An 11,401-nucleotide genomic window follows, 5' to 3' on the forward strand; every position below is an offset into this window, starting at 1 on the left:
TGGCCGATACGGGTCGCCGCCGAGAATCGCGACTTGCGTCGCTCCTACCGCCCGCGCGCAAGGCCCCCGGGCGCAGCGCTGTGGGAGCGACGCAAGTCGCAATCCGGCGGTCGAGCCGGCGCCCTTCGACCCTGGAGAAGAAAATGGATCGCTACACCGAACTGCGCAGCTTCGTGCTGGTGGCCGAGAAGGGCAGCTTCGCGGCCGCGGCGCTGGTGGAGGGCGTGACCCCGGTGGTCATGGGGCGGCGGCTCGACGCGCTGGAGAAACGCCTCGGGGTCAAGCTGATGCACCGCTCGACGCGGGGCCTGGCGCTGACCGAGCTTGGCGAGCAACTGCTCGACCAGAGCCGCGCGCTGCTGCGCGAGTTTGACGAACTCGAGCGCGCGGTCGGCGCCGGGCGCGACCTGGTGCGCGGCCATCTGGTGGTGTCCGCGCCCGCCGCCTTCGGCCGCCGCCACGTGGCCCCGCACGCGACCGCCTTCAAGGCCCTGCACCCCGAGCTGCGCATGTCCTTCAACTTCACCGACAGCGTGGTCGACCTCGTGCGCGAGGGCTACGACATGGCGATCCGCATCGGCGAGGTGACCGACCCCAACTACGTCGCCGTGCGCCTGTTCCCCAACCGTCGCGTGGTGTGCGGCACGCCCGACTACTTCGAGCGCCACGGCATCCCGCGCCAGCCCGAGGACCTCGCCCGCCACAACTGCCTCGCCTTCAACCTCGCCGGCGGGCAGCAGCGCGGCTGGTCCTTCCTGCGTGACGGCAGGTTGTTCGCCGTTCGTGTCGAGGGCGACCTGGCCTGCAACGATGGCGAGCTGCTCTACGGCTGGGTCAAGCAAGGTCTGGGCGTGGGCTGGCGCTCGACCTGGGAGATCCAGGCCGAGTTGAAGCGCGGCGAACTGGTCACCGTACTCGACGAGTTCGCGGTGCCGAGCTACGACATCCAGGCGGTGTATCCGCAGCAGCGTCATCTGCCGGCGAAGGTGCGGCGCTTCATCGAGCACCTCAGGGCGAGCTACAACCGGCCGGGGTATTGGGAAGAACGAGGGGAAGAACGAGGGGAAGAGTGAGGCAGGGAATCAGGGGCGCGGCAGGCAGGACTGCAGCTCGCGGCGGCACAGGTTCGCGAGCATCTTCGCCGCGCTGCCGAGCGGCACGCCACGCAGGGTCATCAGGCCGAGCGGCATGGTGGGCGGCAGCGGCTGCAGTGCGAGCGGGCGCAGGCCGACGCCGACCTGAGCATCGGTCACCAGTACCTTCGGGCCGTAGCCGATGAGGTCGTTGCGGCGGACCATGTCGAGGATGAGGTAGGGCGAGGAGCAGTGCAGGATGCGGGTCGGCGCCCGGAAACCCCGGGCGCGCAGCCACCCGACCAGGTTCATGCTCTGGCTGCCGGCGGAGAGGTTGAGCACCCATTCGGCGTCGGCCACCGCGTTCCAGTCGCGCGCTTCGGCCAGCGGGTGCGTGGCGCGCACCATCGGCACCGCGTCGATGTCGGCCAGGGGTTCGAACTCGATCTCGTAGGGCAGGTCCTGCGGAGAGGCGAGCGCGATCGCGAAGTCGATCTTGCCCTCGATCAGCCCGGGCAAGGCCTGCACCAGCAAGCCCTCGTGGAAGGTCAGCTCGGCGTCCGGCTGTGCCTTGCGGAACGCGGAAAGCACGGCCGGCAGCACCGTCGCCGTCAGCAGCGGCGTGATCGCCGCCTTTACATGCGCGCCCGCACCCCCCCGCATCTGGCGGATCTCCGCGCGCGCCTTGTCGATCGTCGCCAGCACCAGGCGGGCGCGCACGAGCAGCGCGCTGCCCTCCGGCGTGAAGCCGATGCCCTTGTAGCTGCGCTGCAGCAGCTCCGCACCGACGTCCTCTTCGAGCTCGCGCAGCGCCTTGGTCAGCGCGCTCTGGCTCAGGTTCATGGCGCGGGCCGCGGCGCGGATCGAACCGCTTTCGGCGACCTGCACGAGTGCCTTGAGCTGGTGGTCCTTCACGGTTCATGTGACCTCTGAAAGTTGTCATCCAGGAAAAAATATCGCCTTACGGTGTTCGGTGCAAGTTCCTATTATCTGGACATGAGCTAAATCTATGGTGAGCCGGATGACCACCCAGGAAGCAGTCGCACACGAGATCGATGCGGAGCAGATGAAGCGGTGGCGCCATGCCATCCATCGCAACCCCGAGCTGGGCTTCGAGGAGCACGCCACCAGCGCGCTCGTCGCCGAGCAGCTGCGCGCCTGGGGCTACGAGGTGCACACCGGCATCGCCGTCACCGGCGTGGTGGGGGTGCTGCGGGTGGGCGATGGAAGCGGGCGCACGATCGGGCTGCGTGCCGACATGGACGCCATCCCGGTGCAGGAGATGACCGGCCTGCCGTGGGCCAGCATCGTTCCGGGCAAGATGCACGGCTGCGGCCACGACGGCCATACCGCCATGCTGCTCGGCGCGGCGCGGGCGCTCGCCGCACGGGTGAAGGGCGGGGCACTGCAGGGTGACGGCACGCTGGTGCTGATCTTCCAGCCGGCCGAGGAGCTCGGCGGCGGCGGCGGCGCGCGGCGCATGATCGAAGACGGCCTCTTCGAACGCTTCCCCTGCGATGCGATCTTCGGCATGCACAACTTTCCCGGCATCCCGGTCGGCCAGGTCCATGTTCGCCCGGGCGCCTTCATGGCCTCGTCCGACAAGGTGCTGATCCGCTTCATCGGCCGCGGCGGGCACGGCGGCATGCCGCACATGGCGGTCGATCCGACCCTGCCGGCGGCGGCGACGGTGCTCGGGCTGCAGTCCATCGTCGGGCGCAACGTCAATCCCAACCTCGCCGCGGTGATCAGCGTCGGCCGCCTCCAGGCGGGCGCGGCCTACAACGTCATCGCCGAATCCGCCGAGCTCGAGTTGAGCGTGCGCACCCTCGATCCCGAGGTCCGCGACCTGGTCGAGCGCCGCATCCGCGAGCTCGCCGAAAACCAGGCGCGTGCCTATGGCTGCAAGACGGAGATCCGCTACGAGCGCGGCTACCCGGTGCTGGTCAACGCCGCCCGGCCCACCGCCTTTGCGGTCGAGGTCGCGCGCCAGACCTTTGGCGCCGAGCACGTGGTGGCCGATGCCCAGCCGCTCACCGGCAGCGAGGACTTCGCCTTCCTGCTCGAGCAGGTGCCGGGTTGCTACCTGCTGGTCGGCAACGGCGACAACGGCCACGCCGAGGGCCGGTGGTCGGGCGAATGCATGGTCCACAACCCGCACTACGATTTCAACGATGCCTGCCTCGCGGTGGGTGCCCGGCTGTGGATCGGCCTGGTCGAGCAGTACTTCCATAACTAGATCCTGCAAGGAGACACCATGAAACTCAGCAAGCTGTTCGCCACCCTGTCCGCCGGACTCGTCCTCGCCACCGCTGCCGGTCTTCCCGCCGCCCAGGCCGCCACCACCCTGACCATGTCGAGCTGGGTGTCGCCCACCCACTTCCTCACCCCCGAGGTCTTCCAGCCCTGGATCGAGGACGTCAAGCGCGTCACCGAAGGCCGCGTCGACGTCCGCATCCTGCCCAAGCCGGTGGGCGCTCCTGCCCAGCACTGGGAGCTGGCGCGCAAGGGCGTGGCCGACATCACCTGGGGCAACTTCACCTACGAGCCGGATCGCTTCAAGGCGGTGTGGTTCTCGGAGATGCCCTTCATCGGCACCAAAGCCGAGGCGTCCTCGGTGGCGCTGTGGGAAACCTACGAGAAATACCTCGCCGGCAAGCCGGCCTTCGAGGGCGTGGTCATGCTCGGCGTCGGCCTCTTCGGCGGCGGCCAGATTCACCACGGCAGCAAGAACATCGTCGAGCCCGACGACCTCAAGAACCAGAAGGTGCGCATGGGCGGCCCGATCCAGAAGCGCCTGCTCGAGGATCTGGGCGCGGTGGCGGTCGCCGGCCCCGGCCCGAAGGCCTACGAGCTGCTCGAGAGCGGGGTGGTCGATGCGTCGCTTCACACCATCGAGTCGGTCATCAACTTCCGCGTCGAGGACAAGCTCAAGCATCACACCATCGTCCCGGGCGGCTTCTACGACGCGAGCTTCTTCGTCGTCATCAACGAGGGCAAGTGGAACAAGCTCTCCGAGGCCGACCGCAAGGCGATCATGAGCGTCTCCGGCGAGAAGCTGTCGCGCCTGTGGGGCCAGCGCTTCGATGCGCAGAACAAGGCCGGCGAGGCCAAGCTGCGCGCCGAGGGCCATGTCTTCAACGCGCCCTCGAAGGCGCTGTTCGAGCGCATCGGCGCGGTGCGCGAGCGCATGCTCGCCGACTGGGCGGCCGAAGGCCCGAGCTTCGGTGTCGACAAGCCGATGGAGATGCTCGAGTTCTTCGAGCAGCGCTACAAGGCCCACGCCGGCAAGTGACCGCTGCTTGATCCCGGAGGTGGCCGGCCCGGACCGGCCACTCCCACATGGAGAGACACATGGACGCGTATCTGTCCCGCATCCGCAAGGGCGTCGAGGCGCTGCTCATCCTGACCCTGGCGGGCATGGTGCTGCTGACCTTCATCGACGTCATCGGCCGCCGCCTGTTCGGCGCGCCGCTCTACGGCGCGCACGACGCCACCGAGCATCTGATGGCGATCATGGTGTTCTGCGGCCTGCCGCTGCTTACCGCCGCGCGCGGCCACCTCACCGTCGATCTGTTCGACAAGTGGCTGCTACGCCCGGGCTGGGTGTGGTGGCACCGGCTGGTGTCGGCGCTGGTGGCGCTGGTGCTGCTGCTGATCGCCTACGAGTTCCTGAACTCGGCCATCGAGGCCGGCAAGATCCAGGAGATCAGCCAGTCGCTGTCGATCCCGCGCGGCGGCATGTATGGCTTCATCGCCTTCACCTCGCTGCTGTCGGCCCTGGCCGCGTTGCTGGGCTGTTTCGCCGCGCCGCCCTCGCATCCCGTCACCGTCCAGTCCCACGCCACCCAGGAGCGTGCCAAATGACCGTCGGACTTCTTTCCCTGCTGGCCGTGCTGGTGCTGGCATTCCTGCGCGTGCCGCTCGCCTTCGCGCTGCTGTCGGTGTCGCTCGGCGGCATCGGTGTGGTCATGGGCTGGGACGTCGCGCGTTCGCTGGTGCCGATGACGATCTCGGAGGCGGTGTTCTCCTACGAGCTGGCCGTGGTGCCGATGTTCATCCTGATGGGCAACATCCTCGCCCGTACCGGGATTTCGGATGACCTCTTCCGCGCTGCCAACGCCTTCCTCGGGCCGGTGCGAGGCGGGCTCGCGCTGTCGACCATGGTCACCTGTGCCGGCTTCAGCGCGGTGTGCGGCTCCAGCCTGGCGACCGCGGCCACGATGTCGAAGGTCGCCTACCCGAGCATGAAGCGCTACGGCTATTCCGACGCGCTCGCCTCGGCCACCATCGCCGCCGGCGGCACGCTCGGCATTCTCATCCCGCCCTCGATCATCCTGATGATCTACGGCATCCTGACCCAGACCAACATCGGCCACCTGTTCGTCGCTGGCGTGGTCCCCGGGCTGCTCGGGCTGCTGATGTACCTCCTGGTGATCTATGCGGTCGCCCGCATCAGCCCGCAGGATGCGCCGCGCGGCGAGCGCACCACGATGGCCGAGAAGCTGCACGCGCTGCGCGGGGTGTGGCCCTTCACGCTGCTCTTCGTGCTCATCATCGGCGGCCTCTACGGCAAGCTCTTCACTGCAACCGAGGCGGCGGGCATGGGTGCGGGCCTGGCGCTGATCCTCTCGATGGTGCAGGGGCGCATGAGCTGGCAGGACTTCCGCCATATCTTCATCGAGACCGCGACCACCTCGGTGATGCTGTATTCGGTGCTGTTCGGTGCGCTGCTGTTCGCCAAGCTGATCTCGTTCTCGGGCCTGGGCGAGGGCATCCTCGAGCTCTTCAACCAGGCGGGCCTCGGTCCCTGGGGCACCATCGTCGCGATCCTGGTCGTGTTCCTGCTGCTGGGCTGCGTGATGGATTCGCTGGCCATCATCCTGATCTGCGTGCCCCTGTTCGTGCCCATCCTGCTCGCCCACGGCTTCGACCTGGTGTGGTTCGGCATCATCGTCGTCGTCGTGACCGAGATCGCGCTGATCACGCCGCCGATCGGCATGAACGTGTTCGTGCTCAAGGCCACGCTGCCCCACGTGCGGCTCGGCGCGATCTTCCGCGGCCTCACGCCCTTCATCGCGATCGACCTGGTGCGGCTGGCGCTGCTGGTGATCTTCCCGTCGATCTCGCTGGCGCTGGTGGCGTTCATGAAATAGTTTGAAAGCGGGCGCGACCGACGCTTTCCAGGTCGGCCGCGCCCGCTGCGCGTGATCGTGGCCGGCCTTCCCCACCCCTTGCTCAGAGAGAATCCAAAATGAAAACATCCAGGCGAACATTCACGATGCTGCGCCTCGCCGCGGCCCTTGCCCTGCTCGGCCAGGGCGCTGCCGCCTCCGCCCAGGCGCTCGACGACGCCACCCTGCAGGCGCTCGCCACCCGCTTCGACGCCATCCAGCCGCGCATGGTCGAGTGGCGGCGCGACATCCACCAGCACCCCGAACTGTCCGGCCAGGAGGTGCGCACTGCGGCGCTGGTCGCCGAGCACCTGCGCAAGCTCGGCATGGAGGTGCGCACCGGCGTGGGCGGCCACGGCGTGGTCGGCCTGCTCCAGGGCGGGAAGCCGGGCAAGGTCGTCGCGCTGCGCGCCGACATGGACGCGCTGCCGGTGGCCGAGGTCACCGGGCTGCCCTTCGCGTCGCAGGTCAAGCAGATGAACATGGGCGTCGAGTCGCCGGTCATGCACGCCTGCGGCCACGACGGCCACACCGCGATGCTGATGGCGGTGGCCGAGGTGCTGGCCGGCATGCGCGAGCAGATCCCGGGCACGGTCAAGTTCGTCTTCCAGCCCTCTGAAGAAGGCCTCTCGTCGGCGCCGGTAGCCGGCAAGAGCTGGGGCGCCAAGGCCATGGTGGAGGAGGGCGCGCTCGACAACCCGCGCCCCGACGTCGCCTTCGCGCTGCACATCATCCCCAACATGCCCTCGGGCATGATCGGCTACCGCAGCGGCCCGCAGTTCGCCAGCGGCGACACCGTGCGCATCAAGATCAAGGGCAAGCAGACCCACGGCGGCTTCCCGTGGAACGGTGTCGATCCGATCGTGGTGTCGGCGCAGGTGGTAACCGCGCTGCAGACCATCGTCAGCCGCCAGCTCAACATCAGCAAGGAGCCGGCGGTGCTGTCGATCGGCCAGATCAACGGCGGCAACCGCGAGAACATCGTCCCCGAGGCGGTGGAGATGGTGGGCACGCTGCGCGCCTTCGACGAGGCCATGCGCGCCGACGCCAAGGAGCGCATCACGCGCACCGCGGAGTCGATCGCGGCCGCCAGCGGCGCCACCGCCGAGGTCAGCTTCGGGCCGTCCGCCTATCCGGTGACGACCAACCCCGAGGCGCTGACCGAGATGCTGGCCCCGGTGCTGAAGAAGGTGAGCGGCGGCAAGGCGATGCAGACCTCGCGCCTGATGGCCTCGGAGGACTTCTCCGAGTTCCAGAAGGTGGTGCCCGGCCTGTACATCATCCTGGGCGCCGCACCCGAAGGTAAGACCCCGGCCACCGCGGCGCCCAACCACAACCCGGCCTTCGACTTCGACGAGGCGGCGATGCCGGCCGGTGCGAAGGCGATGGCGGCGATGACGCTCGAGTTCCTGGCAAAGCCCTGAGCGGCCTTCGCGTCGTCCGCTGCAACGCAAACGGGGGCCAGCGGCCCCCGTTCTTCATGCTGCGTGCGCCGTGTTGGGCAGCGGCCTCTCGCTCAGTGCGCCTCGGCCGCCTTCGCCGCCTCGATCGCCCCGGCGCGGTCCTCACGGCCGCCGTTGAAGTACAGGTTCAGCACCACCGCCGAGATCGCCGTCAGCAGGATGCCCGACTCGAGCAGCGGGTGCAGGCTGTGCGCCATGTGCTGCATCCAGCGCGGCGCCACCAGCGGCACCAGGCCGAAGCCGATCGACAGCGCGACGATGTAGAGGTTGTTGCGGTTGGCGCGGAAATCGACGTTGGCGAGGATGCGGATGCCGGTCGCCGCCACCATGCCGAACATCACCAGGCCCGCGCCGCCGAGCACGAAGGTCGGCACCGACTCCACCAGCGCCGCCATCTTGGGCAGCATGCCGAGCACGATCATGATCACGCCGGCAGCCACGCACACCCAACGGCTCTTCACGCCGGTCACGCCCACCAGGCCCACGTTCTGCGAGAAGCTGGTGTAGGGGAAGGTGTTGAAGAGGCCGCCGATCAGCGTGCCGAGACCGTCGGTGCGCAGGCCGGCGGCGAGCTCGCTGCGGCTGATGCGCTTGTCGGTGATCTCGCCGAGCGCGAGGAACATGCCTACCGACTCGATCATCACCACGATCATCACCAGGGTCATGGTCAGCACCATCACCGGGTCGAAGGTCGGCATGCCGAAGGCGAAGGGGGTCACCACGTCGAACCAGTCGGCCTTGGCGACCTTGTCGAAATGCATCTTGCCCATCACCACGGCCACCACGCAGCCCACCACGATGCCCAGCAGCACCGCGATGTTGGCCACGAAGCCGCGTCCGTAGCGCACCAGCAGCAGGATCACCACCAAGACGAAGGCAGCCACCGCCATGGTGTCGAGCGCGCCGTAGCTCGCGTTGTCCACCATCGGGATGGGGCCGGGCAGCTTGGCGAGCTCCACGCCCGCCTCGGCGGCCCTGGCCTTGGCGCCGTCGACCATCTGCACCAGCTTGGGCACATCCACGCCCTGCGCGAGGTGGGCCGGCCCGCCCAGCGCCCAGCCCACACCCACCCGCATCAGGCTGATGCCGATGATCGCGATGATGGTGCCGGTCACCACCGGCGGGAAGAAGCGCAGCAGCCGGCTCATGAAGGGGGCGATGAAGATCGACAGGATGCCCGCGCCGATGATCGCGCCGAAGATCGCCCGCGCGCCCTCGGGGCCGCCCTGCACGTTGGCCATCGCCACCATCGGCCCCACCGCGGCGAAGGTCACGCCCATCATCACCGGCAGCTTGATGCCGAAGTACTTGCCGAAGCCGAGCGACTGGATCAGCGTCACCAGGCCGCAGCAGAACAGGTCGGCGGAGATGAGCAGGGCGACCTGCTCGGGGCCGAAGCCGAGCGCGCGCCCCACGATCAGGGGCACCGCGACCGCGCCGGCATACATCACCAGCACGTGCTGCATGCCCAACGCGGCGAGCCGCCCGCCGGGCAGTTTCTCGTCGACCGGATGGACCGGGTCGCTTCCGCCTTGCAGTGCGAGGTCGGACATGTTCGTCTCCTTCATGTTTTGTGTGTCTCTTCCGCGCCGTCCCGCCCGGGTGGTCCCGGGTCATCGCGGCGCCGTGCAGGGGTCGGGGTGGTGGTGCGCCCTCTGCCGTCGGGGAGGGGCGGAGGGCGCGGCCAGGGTCTGCTGCCGACTTGAACCGGAGTCTAGGGATTCGCCTTCGCGGCGGGAGCGAGTCTGGCGAATACCTCGAATATAAAATTTTATATTTTTGCGGTGCAGCATCACGTGGCGTGAAGGGCTCGCAGCGGCATCCGCGGGCGGCGCGCATTCAGTACAGTGCGCCGGTCAGCAGCAGGTAGCCGGGCAGCCAGGCGGTGCCCATGCCCTGGACGATCGCCATCCACGCGGTCGCGCGCGCGATCGGTCTGTGCAGGGCCAGCAGCAGGAAGAACATCAGCCACAGCACCGCCCACGCCGCCCACGACAGGCCGAGCCACCAGTCCCAGGTGCTGTCGGCGGTGCGCAGGGTGTCGGCCGCGATCGGCAGCGCGGTGATCGCCACGAACAGGCTGAACCAGCCCAGCCCGCGCCCGTCGGCGCCGGTGAGGCGGTTCCAGGCCACCCACAGGTAGGTGAAGGAGAACAGCAGCGAGAAGGCCGCGGCGCGGATCGACGCCGCGTCGGCGTCGGCGCCGAGGGCCAGGCGCAGGCACACCAGCAGGGTGAGTCCGCCGGTGCAGAGGTTGATGATGGTGATCTCGCGCTCGCTGATGCGGCCGAGCATCCACAGGCCGTTGAGGATCAGGACCGCGCCGACGTAGAACAGGGACAGGCCGAGCAGCATGAGGTTTTCCAGGAACGTACGATGGGGCCGCGCAGTGTAGGTGGCCGAGACGCGCGCGCGCAGTGCGGCAGGCTGATGCCGCGCATCAGGGCGCGCACACGTTGCGCCGCGCCGCTTCCCGCGCATGATCGCGACGTGCGTCGCCCCTGCGAAAACCCTTGCGGCTCCGCAGGCATCCGTAGGAGCGATGCACGTCGCGCGTCCCCGTCGCGCGACGCCGCGTGCCGATCGCCCGCTCCCCGCGGATGGGCTACATCACCGATGCGATATGACACCCCCGGCGGCGCTGGCGCATAATCCGTCCCGCACTGTTGCTCGCCGCCGTCTCCCCGGCGGATCCCTTCGGCCGCGGCTCCCTTCCGGGGCGCCGCGGCATTTTCCTTTTGGAGGTCCGATGTCCGCATCCGGCTCGCCGCGCCTGGCGCTGTCCGCGCTCGCGCTCCTGTCGCTGATCTGGGGCTACAACTGGGTGGTCATGAAGCAGGTCATCCAGTACGTCGATCCCTTCGACTTCTCGGCGATCCGCACCGCGCTCGGCGCCGCCACGCTCTTCGTGGTGCTGATCGCACTGCGTCGCCCGCTGGGGCTGCAGCAGGTGCGCGAGGTGGCGCTGCTCGGCGTGCTGCAGACCGGCGCCTTCACGGCGCTGATCCAGTGGGCGCTGGTGGCCGGCGGCGCGGGCAAGACCGCGGTGCTGGTGTATACGATGCCGTTCTGGGTGGTGCCGATGGCCTGGTTCGTCCTCGGCGAGCGCGTGCGCGGCATGCAGTGGGTGGCCAATGCGATCGCCGGCTGCGGCCTGGTGCTGGTGCTCGAGCCCTGGGCGATGGGCGGCAGCGCCTTCAGCAACCTGCTCGCGGTCGCCGGCGGGGTGACCTGGGCGGCGGCCTCGGTGCAGGCCAAGCGCATGCGCCGCGCGCACGACTTCGACCTGCTCTCGCTCACCGCCTGGCAGATGCTGTTCGGCGCGGTCGCGCTGTGCGTGCTGGCGCTGCTCCACCCCTCGCGGCCGATCGACCCGACGCCTTACTTCTGGGGCGCGCTGGTGTTCAACGCGGTGTTCGCCACCGGGCTGGCCTGGCTGCTGTGGCTGTTCGTGCTGCAGAGGCTGTCCGCCGGCGTGGCGGGGCTGTCCGCGCTCGGCATCCCGATGGTGGGTGCGCTCGCGGGCTGGATCGAGCTCGGCGAGCGCCCCACCGCGATGGAATTCGCCGGCATGGCGCTGATCGTCGGCGCGCTGGCGCTGACGAGCCTGTGGTCGCTGCGCCAGGCCAGGCGCGCGTCGCCGCGCTGAGCGGCGGGCGCGCCGCGCTCAGGCGCCGATCGCGACCACGCG

General features: G+C 69.0%; 10 protein-coding genes. 7 read left to right on the forward strand and 3 right to left on the reverse strand.

The features are described 5' to 3' along the window. Positions 1-143 precede the first annotated feature (143 nt). The gene (locus C665_RS06920; protein WP_004303779.1) at positions 144-1,073 is read left to right on the forward strand and encodes a LysR family transcriptional regulator; all 930 of its coding nucleotides are present in this window, start codon (positions 144-146) and stop codon (positions 1,071-1,073) included. A gap of 9 nt (positions 1,074-1,082) precedes the next feature. Here the strand turns inward: C665_RS06920 and C665_RS06925 are convergent, their stop codons facing one another. Continuing rightward, positions 1,083-1,988, reverse strand: coding sequence for a LysR family transcriptional regulator (locus tag C665_RS06925; RefSeq protein WP_004303781.1), 906 nt, complete (start codon positions 1,986-1,988; stop codon positions 1,083-1,085). Positions 1,989-2,082: 94 nt separating this feature from the next. Here C665_RS06925 and C665_RS06930 point away from each other — a divergent pair, with 94 nt between their 5' ends. The 5 genes from C665_RS06930 (at position 2,083) to C665_RS06950 (ending at position 7,671) form a co-directional block, all read left to right on the forward strand. Then, positions 2,083-3,312, forward strand: a complete 1,230-nt coding sequence (locus C665_RS06930) for a M20 aminoacylase family protein (RefSeq protein WP_004303783.1) — start codon at positions 2,083-2,085, stop codon at positions 3,310-3,312. 18 nt (positions 3,313-3,330) lie between these two features. Next, positions 3,331-4,368 carry a TRAP transporter substrate-binding protein gene (locus C665_RS06935; protein ID WP_004303785.1) on the forward strand — a complete coding sequence of 346 codons (1,038 nt, stop codon included), beginning with the start codon at positions 3,331-3,333 and terminating at the stop codon, positions 4,366-4,368. A gap of 59 nt (positions 4,369-4,427) precedes the next feature. Next, on the forward strand, positions 4,428-4,940 hold the full coding sequence (locus C665_RS06940) for a TRAP transporter small permease (RefSeq protein WP_004303787.1): 513 nt from the start codon (positions 4,428-4,430) through the stop codon (positions 4,938-4,940). Further along, positions 4,937-6,229 (forward strand): TRAP transporter large permease, encoded by a 1,293-nt coding sequence (locus C665_RS06945; RefSeq protein ID WP_004303790.1) that lies wholly within the window; start codon positions 4,937-4,939, stop codon positions 6,227-6,229. The genes C665_RS06940 and C665_RS06945 overlap by 4 nt, the downstream gene beginning before the upstream one ends. 125 nt (positions 6,230-6,354) lie before the next feature. Continuing rightward, positions 6,355-7,671, forward strand: a complete 1,317-nt coding sequence (locus C665_RS06950; protein ID WP_004303791.1) for an amidohydrolase — start codon at positions 6,355-6,357, stop codon at positions 7,669-7,671. A 92-nt stretch (positions 7,672-7,763) separates the two neighbouring features. Here the strand turns inward: C665_RS06950 and C665_RS06955 are convergent, their stop codons facing one another. Both C665_RS06955 and C665_RS06960 read right to left on the reverse strand, forming a co-directional pair. After that, the gene (locus C665_RS06955; protein WP_040828719.1) at positions 7,764-9,263 is read right to left on the reverse strand and encodes a nucleobase:cation symporter-2 family protein; all 1,500 of its coding nucleotides are present in this window, start codon (positions 9,261-9,263) and stop codon (positions 7,764-7,766) included. Between the two features lie 286 nt (positions 9,264-9,549). Beyond that, a complete protein-coding gene (locus C665_RS06960; RefSeq protein WP_004303793.1) occupies positions 9,550-10,065 on the reverse strand; it encodes an AmiS/UreI family transporter in 516 nt (171 codons plus the stop codon). Between the two features lie 394 nt (positions 10,066-10,459). Here C665_RS06960 and C665_RS06965 point away from each other — a divergent pair, with 394 nt between their 5' ends. Further along, complete coding sequence (locus C665_RS06965; RefSeq protein ID WP_004303794.1) at positions 10,460-11,359, forward strand: DMT family transporter; 900 nt, start codon at positions 10,460-10,462, stop codon at positions 11,357-11,359. Positions 11,360-11,401 lie beyond the last annotated feature (42 nt).

The organism is Thauera aminoaromatica S2 (assembly GCF_000310185.1).
In the GTDB taxonomy this organism is placed as follows: domain Bacteria; phylum Pseudomonadota; class Gammaproteobacteria; order Burkholderiales; family Rhodocyclaceae; genus Thauera; species Thauera aminoaromatica.

Bases quoted from the DNA above. Each gene is read 5' to 3' on its own strand.
- C665_RS06930 (WP_004303783.1), top strand. From the start codon at position 2,083: ATGGTGAGCCGGATGACCACCCAGGAAGCAGTCGCACACGAGATCGAT.
- C665_RS06950 (WP_004303791.1), top strand. From the start codon at position 6,355: ATGCTGCGCCTCGCCGCGGCCCTTGCCCTGCTCGGCCAGGGCGCTGCC.
- C665_RS06945 (WP_004303790.1), top strand. From the start codon at position 4,937: ATGACCGTCGGACTTCTTTCCCTGCTGGCCGTGCTGGTGCTGGCATTC.
- C665_RS06920 (WP_004303779.1), top strand. From the start codon at position 144: ATGGATCGCTACACCGAACTGCGCAGCTTCGTGCTGGTGGCCGAGAAG.
- C665_RS06935 (WP_004303785.1), top strand. From the start codon at position 3,331: ATGAAACTCAGCAAGCTGTTCGCCACCCTGTCCGCCGGACTCGTCCTC.
- C665_RS06940 (WP_004303787.1), top strand. From the start codon at position 4,428: ATGGACGCGTATCTGTCCCGCATCCGCAAGGGCGTCGAGGCGCTGCTC.
- C665_RS06960 (WP_004303793.1), bottom strand. From the start codon at position 10,065: ATGCTGCTCGGCCTGTCCCTGTTCTACGTCGGCGCGGTCCTGATCCTC.
- C665_RS06955 (WP_040828719.1), bottom strand. From the start codon at position 9,263: ATGTCCGACCTCGCACTGCAAGGCGGAAGCGACCCGGTCCATCCGGTC.
- C665_RS06965 (WP_004303794.1), top strand. From the start codon at position 10,460: ATGTCCGCATCCGGCTCGCCGCGCCTGGCGCTGTCCGCGCTCGCGCTC.